General features: G+C 62.1%; 13 protein-coding genes and 2 pseudogenes. 10 read left to right on the forward strand and 5 right to left on the reverse strand.

All coding sequences use genetic code 11. The annotated features are described in order from the left end of the window. The first annotated feature begins 541 nt into the window (after positions 1-541). A complete protein-coding gene (locus tag F3J15_RS09510; RefSeq protein WP_166890125.1) occupies positions 542-1,405 on the forward strand; it encodes a short-chain dehydrogenase in 864 nt (287 codons plus the stop codon). A 127-nt stretch (positions 1,406-1,532) separates the two neighbouring features. On the opposite strand, the pseudogene F3J15_RS09515 reads toward F3J15_RS09510, so the two are convergent. Then, positions 1,533-2,160 (reverse strand): annotated as a pseudogene (locus tag F3J15_RS09515) (tyrosine-type recombinase/integrase). 267 nt (positions 2,161-2,427) lie between these two features. Here F3J15_RS09515 and F3J15_RS09520 point away from each other — a divergent pair. Further along, positions 2,428-3,636 carry a Shedu immune nuclease family protein gene (locus F3J15_RS09520; RefSeq protein ID WP_240159240.1) on the forward strand — a complete coding sequence of 403 codons (1,209 nt, stop codon included), beginning with the start codon at positions 2,428-2,430 and terminating at the stop codon, positions 3,634-3,636. Between the two features lie 173 nt (positions 3,637-3,809). Here F3J15_RS09520 and F3J15_RS09525 read toward each other — a convergent pair whose 3' ends face one another. Then, on the reverse strand, positions 3,810-4,388 hold the full coding sequence (locus F3J15_RS09525) for a DUF4337 domain-containing protein (protein ID WP_166890128.1): 579 nt from the start codon (positions 4,386-4,388) through the stop codon (positions 3,810-3,812). 558 nt (positions 4,389-4,946) lie between these two features. Here F3J15_RS09525 and F3J15_RS09530 point away from each other — a divergent pair. From F3J15_RS09530 to F3J15_RS09550, 5 genes and pseudogenes are all read left to right on the forward strand, one after another. Further along, complete coding sequence (locus tag F3J15_RS09530) at positions 4,947-6,164, forward strand: FAD-binding oxidoreductase (protein ID WP_166890131.1); 1,218 nt, start codon at positions 4,947-4,949, stop codon at positions 6,162-6,164. 692 nt (positions 6,165-6,856) lie between these two features. After that, positions 6,857-7,843, forward strand: a complete 987-nt coding sequence (locus F3J15_RS09535; RefSeq protein WP_166890133.1) for a TRAP transporter substrate-binding protein — start codon at positions 6,857-6,859, stop codon at positions 7,841-7,843. Then, the gene (locus tag F3J15_RS09540) at positions 7,840-8,412 is read left to right on the forward strand and encodes a TRAP transporter small permease (protein WP_166890135.1); all 573 of its coding nucleotides are present in this window, start codon (positions 7,840-7,842) and stop codon (positions 8,410-8,412) included. The genes F3J15_RS09535 and F3J15_RS09540 overlap by 4 nt, the downstream gene beginning before the upstream one ends. A 4-nt stretch (positions 8,413-8,416) precedes the next feature. Then, positions 8,417-9,769 (forward strand): TRAP transporter large permease, encoded by a 1,353-nt coding sequence (locus F3J15_RS09545; RefSeq protein WP_166890137.1) that lies wholly within the window; start codon positions 8,417-8,419, stop codon positions 9,767-9,769. 201 nt (positions 9,770-9,970) lie between these two features. Then, positions 9,971-10,363 (forward strand): annotated as a pseudogene (locus tag F3J15_RS09550) (alpha/beta hydrolase); the annotation flags it as partial. A gap of 77 nt (positions 10,364-10,440) precedes the next feature. Here the strand turns inward: F3J15_RS09550 and proP are convergent. Beyond that, complete coding sequence (gene proP / locus F3J15_RS09555) at positions 10,441-11,910, reverse strand: glycine betaine/L-proline transporter ProP (RefSeq protein WP_166890139.1); 1,470 nt, start codon at positions 11,908-11,910, stop codon at positions 10,441-10,443. A 308-nt stretch (positions 11,911-12,218) separates the two neighbouring features. Continuing rightward, positions 12,219-12,509, reverse strand: coding sequence for a hypothetical protein (locus F3J15_RS09560; protein WP_166890141.1), 291 nt, complete (start codon positions 12,507-12,509; stop codon positions 12,219-12,221). Between the two features lie 45 nt (positions 12,510-12,554). Here F3J15_RS09560 and F3J15_RS09565 point away from each other — a divergent pair, with 45 nt between their 5' ends. Next, positions 12,555-13,010, forward strand: coding sequence for a hypothetical protein (locus tag F3J15_RS09565; protein ID WP_166890143.1), 456 nt, complete (start codon positions 12,555-12,557; stop codon positions 13,008-13,010). A 145-nt stretch (positions 13,011-13,155) separates the two neighbouring features. On the opposite strand, the gene F3J15_RS09570 is transcribed toward F3J15_RS09565, so the two are convergent. Continuing rightward, complete coding sequence (locus F3J15_RS09570; protein ID WP_166890145.1) at positions 13,156-14,202, reverse strand: DNA topoisomerase IB; 1,047 nt, start codon at positions 14,200-14,202, stop codon at positions 13,156-13,158. Positions 14,203-14,569: 367 nt separating this feature from the next. Between F3J15_RS09570 and F3J15_RS09575 the strand changes: the two genes are divergently transcribed. Both F3J15_RS09575 and F3J15_RS09580 read left to right on the forward strand, forming a co-directional pair. Continuing rightward, the gene (locus F3J15_RS09575; protein WP_205190755.1) at positions 14,570-15,556 is read left to right on the forward strand and encodes a serine hydrolase; all 987 of its coding nucleotides are present in this window, start codon (positions 14,570-14,572) and stop codon (positions 15,554-15,556) included. Further along, positions 15,529-15,684, forward strand: coding sequence for a hypothetical protein (locus F3J15_RS09580; RefSeq protein ID WP_166890149.1), 156 nt, complete (start codon positions 15,529-15,531; stop codon positions 15,682-15,684). Before F3J15_RS09575 ends, F3J15_RS09580 begins: the two co-directional genes overlap by 28 nt. Positions 15,685-15,831: the final 147 nt, after the last annotated feature.

The following is a 15,831-nucleotide window of genomic DNA, read 5'->3' on the forward strand; positions in this document are numbered from 1 at the left end:
GTATCCACAGTTCGTCGTCAATGATCGGCGCTTCCATCCTTGGGCTTCCGTTGTTCTGGTGCCCAAGGTTAACAGCTCGCCGAGGAAGTAAACAGCCCCCTCACGGGGTTTTTGAACTGACCTCTTACGGCCAATCGCGCCACCGATGCTGGGGTGGTGTGTCGGAGTTTGTGCGATTGGCTTACTGCAGCGCCAACGTAGTGGCATTTCGTAGTACGCGGTTGACTGCAGCCGACCCGATGCCGTCGTTCGATTTTCCTAGGCGTCGGAGGAAGTGTCGGCGGCAAAACGGCCATTCGGGCGAACTCGCTGGCCGGCGCATGTTACGTTCACCATCAACCGGTGTGCACGCTCGCCCCTTTGGTAGGAGCCGCCATTGCTCGGTCTGTGAAGAGCCACTTCCGGAGTAGCCCATAGATTACAATCGAAATATTGACCGACAAGTCGCCAGTCCTTTGTGGGCAAGCTGCGATCAGGGCAAAATATGTGGCATCCGATATGTCTCACTAGCTCCTAAACCATTACTCTACTAGGGGTCATCTTGAGTAACGCACGAACCGAGGTCACGTCAGTTCCTCCTTCAGATCCTGAGGAGCTATGCCTTCAAACTCCGCTTTATAAGAAGCTGAAGCTGCACGCCGATCAAAGCGAATGGCTCATCCAACTCGAAGACTACCGAGGCGCTTTGGACATGTACTGTCCTGATTGTAAGCGACATACAGTTTTCACTGGAAATAAATACCCTGCACTTAGCGTGACCCGAGAGGTTCAGCCTAAGTCTATACGTGATAATCGTCTCTTTAAGCTCGAATTTTTTTGTCCGCGCAATCGAGAGCATACGGCAGTGTTCGTATTTCGGGTCTATGACGGGACGTTGGAGAAGATTGGCCAGTTTCCTTCTATAGCCGATATTGCCGCGCCCCATATTCGGCAATACCGCACAATCCTAGGGGACAACCGATTCCATGAGCTTTCTCGTGGAATTGGGCTTGCTGCGCATGGCGTAGGTGTCGGCGCATTCGTCTATTTTCGAAGAATTTTTGAAAGTCTAATCGCCGAGGCAAAAAATAAAGCGGCGAGCGACGAAGGCTGGGATCACGAGAACTTCGATCGATGCCATATGGACAAAAAGATCTTAATGCTAAAAGGGTATCTGCCGGAGTTTCTTGTGGAGAATCGGACTGCATACGGAATTATGAGTGTAGGGGTGCATGAGCTTTCGGATGATGAGTGCCTGATTGCGTTCCCTGTAATCAAGACTGGAATAGAATTAATGCTTGATCAAATAATTGAAATAAAAAATCGAGAGAAAAAGATCCGCGAGGCGAGTGAAAATTTAGCCGCGCTGCATAGTAATATTAAATTAAGAAAGGAGGAGTTGGCAAAAAAATCGGTTTCGAGTTAGCCCAGCCGGTTTCATGCGGTCTAAGGGCGGTTTTCGTGGGCGCAACCGACACTGGAGTGTCTCAGCACCATTGGCAGCGAAGGTCGCTTCATGGCCGGCAAGCGACCGCTCGCCGGCCGGCATGCCATCAAACCTTGGTCTGCTCAGCCATCTCGAGGGCATCGTCGACCTCGATTCCCAGGTAGCGAACTGTGCTTTCCAGCTTTGTGTGACCGAGCAGCAACTGCACCGCCCTAAGGTTCTTCATGCGCCGGTAGATTAGCGAAGCTTTCGTGTGGCGCATCGTGTGGGTACCGTATGCGGTATCGTCGAGGCCAATCGATGCGACCCAGCGGTGTACCACCCGGGCATATTGCCGCGTCGACAGGTGCGGTGACGTATGAATCCGGCTTGGGAACAGAAAATCCGCCGCCTTCAGTCCCCGGGTTTCGACCCACGCTTCGACGCTCTCACGAGTCTGTTCCGTGATCTCGAATTGCACTGGCCGCTGGGTCGTCTGCTGCATGACTGTCGCTCTCGACGCAACTTGGCTTCCGTGACGGACATCCTAGACCCGTAACCGCGTAAGGTCGCACGCCCGCAGCTTGCTATCAATCGCGAGATTGAACATCGCGAGCTCACGAACGTTTGACGCCATCGGAAGTCTCGTCCGAATCGCCCAGATTTCCCGAAGCTTTAACGGCGGCTTCTGCCCGGTAATCTTGCCCTTGTTCCACGGGACGCGGGGGGACAACCACAACACTCTCGGATTCCATAACAATCTCCTTTCAAGTGAATGGAGATTGAGTGTGCGCCGCGTCGGGCGGTCGCAGGCCGACCCTTCGCGGTCGCTCGGAGCACCGACCGAACGCGACAGCTTTCGATTGCATACCGGCCGCTGAAGTTGCCCGCTCGCGTTTTGCTGGAAGAGTTCAACTGTAAGTACAATATGTCGGCAACCGGCCCGCAGCTGTAGACGTCTTTGGCCGCATTTCCGTAGTTTGTGGTGCAGGTTCGATTTGCTACAACGAGGCCTTGGGGGCATGATGGACGACGAACAGCAGATTCATCATAACAAGTTGCCGGGAAAAACCTACATTAGTCCGCGGATCTATATCGATGCACATGAGGCAGTGCGGATAGCCTCAAAGGTAATTGACTCGGACGGGCTTCACTATGCAACAGTGAAAAAGGAAATCGTGCTGCGACGCACCGAGAAAGGTCGCACTGAGATTGTCGCCAAGTTTATTGAGTCTACAAGAGACTTGCGAGTCCTGACAATTCAGGCCTTCAATGGCCAGACAGGTACGCCACATAAAACTCATTTCTCATTTGTTGGCGAAGAGATTCCTAAACTTCTTGCTTTCTTTGAGAACATTGCGTCCGTCGAGTTTGCGTCGCAGGATAAAATAAATATCACTGATACTGAACTGAGGCGACTTGTCTTATCGAAGGAACAAGCTGCGAGCTTAGTTCACGACAACCAAGACATCTTCTCAGAAGTCGTCCGTCAGGCGATCACGAGAGAAGATGTGGTTGCTCTCGGCTATCGCAAGAGGCAAGTTGCTACGTTTGCAAGGTTGCTGAAAGAGCCGACCTACTTCGATCAAGTGAAGGTGGCTAAAGGCGTAAAGGGGGATGAAGCACTATGGCAAGCCTTTTTTGAACGGAATCGGTGGATATTCGGCTATGGCCTTAGCTACTTCTTCGTCACCGGGTTCGACAATAAGAAACTGGAGCAAGTCGTCGAAGGGCACGACTTGATCAACCGCGGAAAGCGGGCCGACGGCCTGATGAAAACAAAAGGTGTCGTCAGTTCGCTTTGCTTCGTAGAGATCAAGACGCACGCGACAAAGCTACTCGATTCCACTCAGTACCGCTCAGGGTGCTGGGCTCCGTCGAAAGAGCTGTCTGGCGCGGTCGCGCAAGTACAAGCCACTGTCGCCTCCGCGATGAGGAGTCTGAGCGAGTACATCCAACCGACCGACACACTCGGTGTCCCCACGGGCGAAGAGGTGTTCAACTTCAAGCCGCGAGCCTTCGTCGTTGTTGGTTCTCTCAATGAATTCGTCACGGAGCACGGCGTGAATAGAGATCAACTCCGGTCCTTCGAGCTTTACCGGAATAGCATTTCTTCCATTGACATACTGACGTTTGATGAGCTGTTCGAAAGGTGCAGCTTTATCGTTCAATCAGAAGCCGAGCGTACATCAGGTGAGACGTCGACGCACGGCACGGAAAGCCGAACCTGACCACGGACAGTCAGCCCTACCTCCATAAGCGGGCGACCTCTTCTAAGCCGCGCAAAGGTGACTCGGACTTTCGTCGATGGAATGACTACTTGTTGGGTGGACCTGCCATCTGAACGTCTGCTAAATAGATTCGACGCGTGTCTCTTCCTGGCCGACAAGCGCTCGTCGGGCCGCTACACACCGAAGAGCGCCAGCCCTGTCAGTACGATGCCGATCGCGGCAGCACCCATCGACAGGTGTTGCATCCATTTCCGCCGCGTGAGGATCGTGATCGCAGCAAGTGCGATCGAGATCTGGATGATGGTAGTGGCCTGCGCCCAACGATGATGTCGGTGTAGCCGCTCCTCGCTTGCAGCATTGCTCTTCACGACCTCTTGCTCGAGCGCTTCGGCGCGCTTGCGGATCGGCTCCTTCTCTTCGCGATACCGCGCCGCGTCTGCTTCGAAACGCTTTCTTTGCGGCGACGCTTCCTGGCTCAACGCCGCTCCGAGCTCGGCTAGATTCTGCTTCTCGCCCTTTGCTTGGTAATAGGCCCAGAGGTTAGCCGCCTCGGTTTTCTGGATCGCGGCCTCGTTCTTGTGCAGCAACGCGAAATTCTCGTCCGCACCGCTCTGGTAAGCGGAAATCGCGCCGACGCAGGCGAGGACGGCAGTCATCACGGCGATGCGCGCCGCTCCGTGGTTTTCTTCATGCGCCGCAGGGTGCTCTACTGCATGATCGTGCGGGCCGTGAACTTCGAAATCTTCTGGCATAACAAGAACGTTCGCATGAGTTGAAGGGCTTGTACGCGGTTCGCAAACACGTGAGGAGCGTGCAGCAAAAGTGGTAGCACTATCGCTGGGTCGCAGCTCAGGTGGGGCAGTCCGTTCGTGCGAAAGTGTGAACGAACGGTCAATGGTCTGCGGAACCTCGCGCTGTTTGAACGCCGACTCCCGCCAAAAGGGCGACGATTCGACATTGTGCATGAATTGCCGCTTCCCCAGTATGAGTCGACAGCAGTCGACCCTCTGCCGTCATTCGATCCCTCACACGCAAAACGGCGGCTTTCGAGTGCACATCGGCCATTCATTCCGGCAAGCCCCACGGGCTCGACACGCAATAGTTGGAACGCTTCGTCGATTTCCGATGAGATCGCGATCGCGTGCTGACACGTTGTGGTCGTTTCCACCTTCGCGGCCGATGCCAGCTGTCGCCTTCCAACAGCCGTCCGTCAGTTCACGGCCGCCTTCGCCTCAGTTCCGAGGTCTATCATGTGTCAAGGCCCCTTCCGCTTGGTAGTTCGGCCCGCGTGATAGACAGGAGATGCATCAATGATCGAATCGGCAGATGTGATCGTCATTGGCTCAGGCGGGCTAGGAGCGGCGACGGCCTTCCACGTAGCAAAGAGAGGCGCTCTCCGGGTCGCGTTGGTCGAGCGCCTCGAAATCGGCTCACAGACCTCTCCGCGAGCTGCTGGCATGGTGAGTTGCATGCGCAAGAGTGACTTAATGATCGACCTGATCAAGCTGGCGGCTGACAGGATCCGACAATTCTCTGAGGATACCGGCCAGCCCCTGGATTGGGTGCACTCGGGCAGCGTCAAGGTAGCACGGCGACCGGTGGATGCCGAGGTCATTCAGGAAGACATCCTGCGCGGCCAGCGCCACGGCCTGGACGTGGAGGCACTCTCCATCGACGAGGCTCACCGGCTCAATCCGTTTCTTCAAACAACGGGAGTGGCTGCGGCGATGCGCATCGGCGATGACATGTATTTCAATCCCGCGCAACTGGCCGTCGGCTTCGCTCGTGCAGCGCAGGCAAACGGAGCCGTGTTACTGCCCAACACGGCGGTGACGCGCGTCCTGATTGAGGACGGCGCAGTGGCCGGGGTCGACACCGCATACGGTCGCATACAAGCCCCGGTCGTTGTCGATGCAGCCGGCGCCTGGACGCGACAAGTGGCTGAAGCCAGCGGAATTCGAGTGCCTCTTGTTACGACAGCGCAGCAATTGTTCGTCACCGAACCCGTGCCCGATGCCCGAGCCGAATTGCCGATGGTCCGAATTATGGATGCTGCGGTGTATATGAGACCTTGTGATGGAGGATTTCTCTGGGGAGTCTACGAGGAAAATCCGAGATTCTTCGACATGAATGGCTTCGACGCCAACTTCGACATCAAGGATCTGTCGCTCGACGCCGAGATTCTCTGGCACTACGCTCGGGACGTCGAGGCCCAGCTTCCGATCCTTTTGAAGGCAGAGATACGGGAGCATCGTGGCGGGCTGCCAACGATGACGGCAGATGGCCAGCACATCGTCGGCCCCGCGCCCGCCATTCAGGGGTTTTACTTCGCGAGCGGCTGCAATGTTGCTGGACTCTCCATCGCCCCGGCACTGGGGGAGATGCTCGCCGCGTGGATCGTTGACGGTGCCCCTCCGATCGATCTAACGGCTCTATCGGTCGGCAGATTTGGAACCGGCCCATGGCCGGACGACGAGTTAATCAGGCGGGCCGCGTGGCAGTACCGGCATTTCTACGGTGCAAGATGACTCAAGCACCGACTTGTTCTTCAGCGATCGTTTCGAGCCAAGTCGGTTACATCGACTTGGTCGAAAGTCGGAAAAGCATGGTGTCAGCCGCGCGCTCTACGCGAACATGCGACATATTAGTGATGAATCCGGGCGGCGACATCACGGGGTGTTGTCGACAATGCGTAGGGCAGTCGCAGTAACTTAGTCACACCGAGTCGCAAAACCGTGGCGCCAGTCGCAAATACTCTGGCGCCCTACGGCGGGGCAGGCGTAGGCGCCTGTCCCTGCCCGGATTCCCCGTAGTTCCTTCCGCGGCTGTGTTCGGCCGGCCCGTATTCATGACATCGCACCGGCATGCCGGCTTCGTGATCAGACATCCTACAACAATTGAAAACGAAGCGAAAGTTAGATTTCCGGCAATGGTAAAAGCCGTCGGCTGGCCGTCCGGCTTGAATGCGAACCCATTCCCAAAAAACGTTTCGCGCAAATTCGTCTAAACAGAGAAAACGATTCCCTGAAATGTCCCAAAAGCCTGCCATAACAGAGCCTCTACGGGTATGCACCAAGTGAGTTAAACGATTAACCGACGTACATTCGCGTCAACACGTCATACGACGTATGACTCAGCGGTCAGCGAGCACGGCGCCGAAGAATGCGCATGCCGGCGGATCGCCGCGCAACAACGAGCACAACCATCAAGGAGACTGACGATGAAGCACCGATTCAACCGCTCCCGTATCGCCCTGGCCGTCGCGCTGGTGGCCGGTTTCGCGATGTCCGCCCAGGCGCGCGTGTTCCGCTCGGCGGACGTGCACGGCGACAACTTCCCGACCAACATGGCCGTGAAGTTCATGGGCGACGAGCTGTCGAAGCAGACGGGCGGCAAGGATTCGATCAAGGTGTTCGGCAACAGCGCGCTCGGCTCGGAGAAGGACACGGTCGACCAGGTGCGGATCGGCGCGATTGACATGGCGCGCGTGAACGGCGCGTCGTTCAACGAGATCGTGCCGGAATCGCTGATCCCGTCGTTCCCGTTCCTGTTCCGCGACGTCGATCATTTCCGCAAGGCGATGTATGGCCCGGCCGGGCAGAAGATCCTCGACGCGTTCACCGCGAAGGGGATGATCGCGCTGACGTTCTACGAGAGCGGCGCGCGCTCGATCTACGCGAAGCGCCCGGTGCGCTCGCCGGCGGACATGAAGGGGCTGAAGGTGCGCGTGCAACCGTCCGACCTGATGGTCGACGAGATCAGGGCGATGGGCGGCACGCCGACGCCGATGCCGTTCGCCGAGGTATACACGGGCCTGAAGACGGGCCTCGTCGACGCGGCCGAAAACAACCTGCCGTCGTACGAGGAAACCAAGCACTACGAAGTGGCGCCCGACTACTCGGAGACGCAGCACGCGATGACGCCGGAAGTGCTGGTGTTCTCGAAGAAGGTCTGGGACACGCTGTCGCCGCAGGAGCAGGCGGCGATCAGGAAGGCGGCGGCCGATTCGGTGCCGTACTACCAGAAGCTGTGGACCGCGCGCGAGGCGTCCGCGCAGCAGCTGGTGACGAAGGGCGGCGCGAAGATCCTGCCGGCCGCGCAGATTGACCGCGCGGCGTTCGTGAAGGCAATGCAGCCGCTGTGGACCAAGTACGAGAAGACACCGCAGATGAAGCAGATCGTCGACGAGATCGAGGCCACCAAGTGACGCGTCGCACTTCCCTGAACAGCGCGGCGGCCGCGGGCTCGCCGGGCGCCGCCCCCGACGGCGCGGCGCCGGCGCGGCCGCACACGGCACCGCTATTGCGCTGCGTGAACGACGTGCTGTTCCGCGTGCTGGCCGTGATTGCGTCGGCGTGCCTCGCGGTGCTGACGGTGCTGGTGTTCTACGCGGTCGTGATGCGCTACGTGTTCGAGAACGCGCCCGATTTCGTGGAGCCGATCGCGCTGCTGCTCGTGATCGTGATCGCGATGTTCGGCGCCGCGATGAAGGTGCGCGACGGCGGCCATATCGGCCTCGATTCGCTGGTGCGCCGGCTGTCGCCGAAGGCGCGCACGGTCGTCATCGCGATCCAGCACCTGAGCCTGATCGCGTTCGCGATCATGATCATGATCGGCTGCGGCAGCATGGCCGCCGAGACGATGGGCGACCGCATCCCGATCATCGGGCTGCCCGAAGGCGTGCGCTACCTGATCGCGATGCCCGCGGCGATCGCCATCATCCTCTTCTCGCTCGAGCACCTGCTCGCGCTTCGTCGTTCTTCGCCGGGACAATAACGCCATGGAACTCGCGATCCTGTCCGTCAGTTTTCTGATTTTCCTCGTGCTGGGCGTGCCCGTGTCGTTCGCGCTCGGCATCGCCTGCGTGCTGACCTATATGGTCGAAGGCTTGCCCATCGCGACCGCGATGCAGGCCATGATCTCGGGAATGAACGCGTTCTCGTTCCTCGCGGTGCCGTTCTTCATCTTCTCCGGCGAACTGATGCTGCATGGCGGCATCGCGGACCGGATCCTGCGCTTCGCGCAGGCGACCGTCGGCCACTTCCGCGGCGGCCTCGGGATGGCGAACGTCGTCGCCTGTACGCTGTTCGGCGGCGTGTCGGGCTCGCCGACCGCCGATACGTCGGCGATGGGCGGCGTGGTGATTCCGCTGATGAAGCGCGAAGGCTACAGCGCCGCGTATGCAGTGAACGTGACGACGCATGCGTCGCTCGCCGGCGCGCTGATGCCGACGTCGACCAACATGATCATCTATGCGTTCGCCGCGCAGGGCATCACCGGGATGCTGCACGGCCAGCCGGTGAGCGGCGTGTCGATCGGCGACCTGCTGTTCTCGGGGCTGCTGCCGGTGTTGTGGGTGATGGGCTTCGTGCTGGCCGCCGCGTACTGGCAGGCCGTGCGTCACGGCTATCCGCGCCGTGAAGACGGTTCGTCCGCGCTGCCCGCGTTCCCCGGCTGGTATACGGTGCTGCGCAGCTTCGTCGGCGCGGTGCCCGGCCTGATGGTGATCGCGATCATCCTCGTGTGCGTTGCGAAGGGGATCGCCACCGCGACCGAAGCCGCCGCGATTGCCGTCGTGTACTCGCTCGTGCTGACCGCGGTGGTCTACCGGACGCTGACGGCCGAGAAGCTGCGCCGCGCGCTGTCGCATGCGGCGCGCACGACGGGCGTCGTGCTGCTGCTGATCGCGGTGTCCAACATGCTGCGCTTCCAGATGTCGTACCTGGAGATTCCGGATGCGATCGAAGGGCTGCTGAAGCAGTCGACCGCCGCGCCGTGGCTGATGCTGCTGTACATCAACATCATCCAGGTGTTTCTCGGCACGTTCGTCGACATGGCCGCGCACATCCTGATCACGACACCGCTGTTCCTGCCGATCGCGATGGCGTGCGGCGTCGGGCCGGTGCAGTTCGGGATCATGCTGCTGCTGAACTGTTCGCTCGGCCTCGTGCATCCGCCGATCGGCTCGGTGCAGTTCGTCGGCTGCGCGATCGGCAACGTGTCGATCGGGGAGACCACGAAGATGGCGTGGCCGTACTACCTCGCGATCTTCAGTGCGATCAACATCGTCACGTACCTGCCGTTCTTCTCGACCTGGCTGCCGAGCCTGATCAGCGGGCACGCGGTGTTCTGATTTTTGAATCGCGTGCTTCGCCCGACGCGGCGCCGGACGACCGAGGTTGTCCGGCGCCGCGGTCGCTTTTGCGGTGGTCTTTCGAGGCACCGGGACGTACGTGAACGCTCAATCCTGCCGAGCATCCGGCTCGCCGTTACCGCCCGCCGACCGGTCGTCGCGCCAATCCACCAGCTCGCGCCACAGCGCCGGGCGCGCGTGATCGCGCCGCCGCTGCTCGATGCGATCGTGCCGCTGTTCTTCCGGCCGGACGTGAATCTGGCGGGCCCGGTGCCGTCCGCGTTTCGCGACGCGCTCGCGAACCTGCCGGCCGACCGGTTGCGGCAATCGATCGTCCCGCTCGGCCGGCTGATCTTCGGCCGGCCCGACACGCTGCCGGCACTTGCCGAACTGGACGCCGAACGCACGCTGCTGATGTGCGGCGCGGGCGACATGGCACGCCCGCCGTCGGAAACCGTGAAGATGGTGAGCGTGATCGGGTGCACCCATGCGCTGGTGCCGGACGCCGGTCACATTTCGAATCTGGAAAATCCCGCGTTCGTCACGCGCAGGCTGCTCGACTGGTTCGACGCGCAGCGGCTGTCGGCAGGCTGACGCTCACGCGCGCGACGCCGGTGCATGTCGCGCGGCGTCGCGTCACGTCATGAGCGCCAGCGCTACCCGCGCCCGTATCACGCGCGTTCGCTGACCGGCGTGAGCTTCCTGTCCCGCCCGCGCGCTTCGTCGGCCCGGCCGCGAACGAGGCTCAGTGCCTCCGCGCGGCTCGCGACGCACGGCGCGGAGCCGGGCAGCGGCTGGCGCGCCGTTTCGCGCAGCGCGAGCACCGACACGATGCCGATGAACGATGCGCCCATCAGGTAGTACGCGGGCATCATCAGGTCGCCGGTGCGATCGACCAGCCACGCGGTGACGAGCGGCGTCGTGCCGCCGAACAGCGACACCGATAGGTTGAAGCCGATCGCGAGCGCGCCGTAGCGGATGCGCGTGGGGAACAGCGCGGGCAGCGCCGACGGCATCACGCCGGTGAACGTCGACAGCAGCACGCCGTAGATCAGCATCCCGCCGAACACGGGCAGCATGCCGCCGGTGCGGATCAGCATCAGCGCCGGCACGGCCAGCACGAGCAGGCCCACGCAGCCGGCCATCATCACCGGCTTGCGGCCGACCTTGTCCGACAGGTGCCCGGCGTAGAGCGTCATCGGCATCATCAGCACCATCACGAGCAGCACCAGGAACAGGCCGTGCGATTCGCGGAAGTGCAGCGTCGCCGACAGGTAGCTCGGCAGGTACGACAGCGCCATGTAGTCGGTCACGTTGAAGATCAGCACGAGGCCGACGCATTGCAGAAGCGGCTTCCACTGTTCGACGAGCAGCGTCGCGAAGCGTTGCTTCGGCCGCGTGCGTTCGTCCGCTTCGCGTGCTTCGGCCTCCTTCTTGAACGCGGGCGTTTCCTCGAGTTTCAGCCGGATGTAGAGCCCCACGAGGCCGAGCGGGCCGGCGATGAAGAACGGCACGCGCCAGCCCCACGACAGCAGCGCTTCCTGCGACAGCGACGCGGTGAGCAGTGCGACCGTCGCCGCGCCGAGCGTATAGCCGATCAGCGTGCCGAACTCGAGGAAGCTGCCCATGAAGCCGCGGCGCTTGTCGGTCGAGAATTCGGCGATGAAGGTGGCTGCGCCGCCGTATTCGCCGCCGGTCGAGAAGCCCTGCACGAGGCGGGCGACGAGCAGCAGCACGGGCGCTATGATGCCGATCGACGCGTAGCTGGGGATCAGGCCGATCGCGAAGGTACCGACGGCCATCATGATCATCGTGGCGGCGAGCACGCGCTGGCGGCCGATACGGTCGCCGAGCGGGCCGAACACCATGCCGCCGAGCGGGCGCACGAGGAACGCGGCCGCGAACGTGCCGAAGGTCGCGAGCAGCTGCGCGGACGGGCTGCTGGACGGAAAGAACACCTTGCCGAGCGTGACGGCGATGTAGCTGTACACGCCGAAGTCGAACCATTCCATCGCGTTGCCGAACGCCATGGCGCCGACCGCGCGCTTGAGGACGGCGGGGTCGACGATCGTGATGTCATCCAGCTTGACGGACTTGCGCGAAGATCGGGCTTTCGCGGGGCGCGTTTGCGACGGGCTCAATGAACTCTCCTGGAATGGCCTTGGCGGCGCGGCCGGCAGGAATGCAGCGGGGGCGTACGGGCCGACGGACAGCGAAGGCAGATGTCTCGGGGATGCCTCGATGCCGGTGGCGTGACGCGCGCAGCGGACGACACCGGGCAGGTGTGTTGTGCGAACCAGTTTAGGGAAACGGGCGCGAGCGGCTATCGGTCATGCGCCCGGAACCCGGTGGTAAACGACATCGGGTTCAGGCAGTGCTGGTTGCACTGAAGCACGTCCGGTCGACCGGGGCGCCGGACGGCGTGTCGGCCGGCATCTGTTCGCATCGGTCACGCGTGAAAGGGGGAGTGGCAACGACTCGGGCGTCGCGCGAGGTCGGCGGTCAGCGACGCGATATGCCGACGAGCGTCCTCTGACGTCGAGGTATGGGCGTTCGTCGAAACGGAAGATCGCGCGTCAAAACCCGTCCGACGGTCGAGATGCTCCGGATGAACGATGCGCGCGTCGCCCGACGGTGTACGATGCGGTTCGATCGGCAGGCGGAACACGCCGCGCGTGTCCGGGTCGATGAAATGGACGAGCCTGTCGCCGATATCCTGAACGGCCGCGCCACCGCTCAATGACGGATCGCCCCTGAACGATTGGTTGATTCTCGAACATTGTTGATGATGAAGGTATCCAAGCTTGCTGCATGCGCACTGATTCTCGGCGCGACCCTCGCCAACGTGGCGTCTGCCCGCGATCTGGACAAGAGCGACCCTGACCGCGCCCAAATACTGGCGGCCGTACATCGATTGAACGACCGTGAGCCGGAGATGAAGGACTATCGCTATTTTGTGGTCGACCTGCTCAAGGACCACGATGCCGCATTTTTATGCGTTGCGTTGGCGGAGAAGGATGGCGGATTGATATTGACGGACGACCAGGCCGGGATCATGACGTTCGCGCTGGAAAAGCATCATCCGCAATGGGTCGCGACCGAGCTGAGCGGTGTGGGATTTGCCGCCGGCGCAAAGCCGGTGCAATCGGATTGCAACGTGGACGGCCGTGCCGTCAATACACGCGATGACATCAATGCCGCGTTGAAAGCGACGGGACACAAGCCATTGTTCGCCCGTTGACCGTGGAGACGGGTGCCCGGAACGTCGCCGCCCCGTGGCCGTGCCCGGTTCGTCTTCTGGTGCGCGGGTGTTGATACTTACGCCGATTCCGAGATGTTCACGCCGCGCCGATTGCGTCGACCGGGCCTCGGTGCGACGGGCGGGATCATCTCCCCGCTCGCCGGCTGGCAGTGACGAGCAACGCCACGAACGCCGCTTCATCCGCGCGCAAGCCGCGCGGCGTACGCCGGACCGCGAGCGCGGCGAGCGTGCCCGCCTCGAACGCGTCGAGCACGGCCGGATGGATGTAGCAGCGCCGGCACACGGCCGGCGTGTTGCGCAATAGCTCGGCCACCGCACGCACGGTCTCGACGATCTGCTTGCGCGCGTGCGTGACGCCGCGATGCTCGGTGCGCCGCAACAACCCGAGCGCGTGCACGCTGCCAGCCCAGGTCCGGTAATCCTTCGCGGTGAAATCCGCGCCGCCGGCTTCGCGCAGGTAGTCGTTCACCTCGGACGAGCCGACCGGATGGCGGGCGCCGTCGTCGTCCACATACTGGAACAGCTCGTGCCCGGGCAGCTCGGCGCAGCGCCGTACGATCCGCGCGACCCGCGCGTCGTCAACCGTCACGTCGTGTTCGATCCCGCTCTTGCCGGCGAAGCGCAGCCGCACCTGGCCGGGCTGAATTTTCAAATGTCGCTTGCGCAGCGTCGTCAGACCGTACGAGCCGTTTTCGCGCGCGTATTCCGCGTTGCCGATCCGCGCGAGCGTCGTGTCGAGCAAGCGGACGATCGTCGCCACGACCTTGTCGCGCGGCATACCCGGCAACGCCAGATCGCGCGTGACGCGCGCGCGGATGCGCGGCAGCGCACGCGCGAACGCCGCCATCCGCGTGTACTTGTTCGCGTCTCGCGTCTCGCGCCACAGCGGGTGATAGCGATACTGCTTGCGTCCGCGTGCATCGCGGCCCGTGGCCTGCAGATGGCCGCGCGGGTCCATGCAGATCCACACGTCGGTGTACGCGGGTGGAATCGCCAGCGCGTTGATACGGGCAATTTCGTCGGCATCGCGCACTCGCACACCGTCCGGCCCGTAATACGCGAAGCCGTTGCGGAGCGGCCGGCGCGTATAGCCGGGGCGACGGTCGTCGACATGACGCAGCGGCCCGGTGGGCATGCACGCCTTCGACTGCGATGTCGTGCGCTTATTCATGCTGCGGCGCGTCGATCGCCGGGTGTGCCGATCTGCGTATCGTCCCACTGCATTCCGGGTCGACATCCTGCGCGCATGTTGTTCTCCTGCTCGTTCGTATGTTCCAACCGCGCAGCAAGAATCGTGCGCCGTTCCCGGCCCTGCTGCGGCTGTGATGCCGATCGTGCTGTCAGCCAGCTTCGGTAATATGCCGGGAGCCGTTTTCGAGGGCGCGCCACGTCGGCCAGCGAAACCGGGCTGAACCGCGACGGATTCGCCGCCGTGTCACGTTAAACGAACATCGAAGCGACCGCGGAGACCGACGATGTCGGCTGGAACGAGCGTTTTACGAAGCCGCGCAGCAACGCGCCGGTGGTGCGCGTGGCGGGTGCCGATCATTGCCGGCGTTGTCGCGCTGGTTGCCGGATGTCAGTCCGAGCCGCCGACACCGACTACACCACCGCCATCCGCGCCAGAGGCGTCGTCGCCGGTCTTTCCGGCCGCCGAATGGACGCAGGCCGCCCCCGCCGCGCACGGTTTCTCGCCGGACGGCATCGACCGCGCCGTCGCGTATGCGAAGGCGCAAGGCTCGACGTCCGGCATGATCGTTCACGACGGAGCGGTGATCGCGCAGTGGGGCGACGTCGCGCGCAAGTCGAACCTTCATTCCGCACGCAAGAGCTTCCTGAGCGCGCTGGTCGGCATTGCGGTCGCGCGCGGCCAGATGCGCCTGGACGATACGCTCGCCCAGCTCGGAATCGACGACACCGCGCCGGCGCTTTCGCCCGCCGAAAAACAGGCGACCGTGCGGATGCTGTTGCAGGCGCGCTCGGGCGTCTATCACGCGGCGACGTACGAAACCGTGCCGATGAAGGCGTTGCGGCCGCAGCGCGGCAGTCACCCGCCGGGCACGTTCTGGTACTACAACAACTGGGATTTCAATACGGTCGGCGCGATCTACGAGCGCAGCACCGGCACGCGCATCTTCGATGCGCTGTTCACCGAGATCGCGATTCCCGTCGGCATGCAGGACTACACGCCGTCGGACGGGCATTACGTGTCGGGCGGCAGCGCGACGCGCTATCCGGCCTATCCGTTCGCGATGAGCGCGCGCGATCTTGCCCGCTTCGCGCTGCTGTACCTGCATGGCGGCCGCTGGCGCGGCCGGCAGATCGTCCCGGCCGACTGGGTCGTCGAATCGACGCGGCCGTATTCCGACACGCGTACCGGTGGCTACGGCTACCTGTGGTGGACGAGCGACTCGGCGAGCGGCGCGCGCGGCCGGACGCGTTGCTGTCGCGGCGGGCCTTCTGGGCCGACGGCCATCTCGGACAGTACGCAGTGGTCGTGCCGTCGCTCGATCTGGCGATCGTGAGCCTCGTCGACGCGCGGCTCACGTCGAAGCAGATGGGAGAAACGAAGATGGAAACGCTCGTCACGCTGGTCGAGGCGGCCCGTGCAAAGGTCGCGCAAACGCGGCCAAGGCCGGCTAGAACGGGTTGAACCGCCCGTTTAGGTGTTTATACGTATGCCGAATCCGACATCTCCCCAATCCAATATTTCATTAGAAGGTTATCGGACTTGTTTCTAGACTGATGCGGGGCATGCAGACCGGGCCGACGCGAAGCCCCGGCCGGCGCACAGCCCCGA

Origin of the sequence: Burkholderia sp. Ap-955 (assembly GCF_011753045.1) — a bacterium.
GTDB lineage: Bacteria > Pseudomonadota > Gammaproteobacteria > Burkholderiales > Burkholderiaceae > Burkholderia > Burkholderia lata_D.

What these genes read in the sequence shown, in the direction of transcription:
- F3J15_RS09520 (WP_240159240.1), top strand. Translation starts at nt 2,428, where the DNA reads ATGATGGACGACGAACAGCAGATTCATCATAACAAGTTGCCGGGAAAA.
- F3J15_RS09525 (WP_166890128.1), bottom strand. Translation starts at nt 4,388, where the DNA reads ATGCCAGAAGATTTCGAAGTTCACGGCCCGCACGATCATGCAGTAGAG.
- F3J15_RS09530 (WP_166890131.1), top strand. Translation starts at nt 4,947, where the DNA reads ATGATCGAATCGGCAGATGTGATCGTCATTGGCTCAGGCGGGCTAGGA.
- F3J15_RS09535 (WP_166890133.1), top strand. Translation starts at nt 6,857, where the DNA reads ATGAAGCACCGATTCAACCGCTCCCGTATCGCCCTGGCCGTCGCGCTG.
- F3J15_RS09545 (WP_166890137.1), top strand. Translation starts at nt 8,417, where the DNA reads ATGGAACTCGCGATCCTGTCCGTCAGTTTTCTGATTTTCCTCGTGCTG.
- F3J15_RS09565 (WP_166890143.1), top strand. Translation starts at nt 12,555, where the DNA reads ATGATGAAGGTATCCAAGCTTGCTGCATGCGCACTGATTCTCGGCGCG.
- F3J15_RS09570 (WP_166890145.1), bottom strand. Translation starts at nt 14,202, where the DNA reads ATGAATAAGCGCACGACATCGCAGTCGAAGGCGTGCATGCCCACCGGG.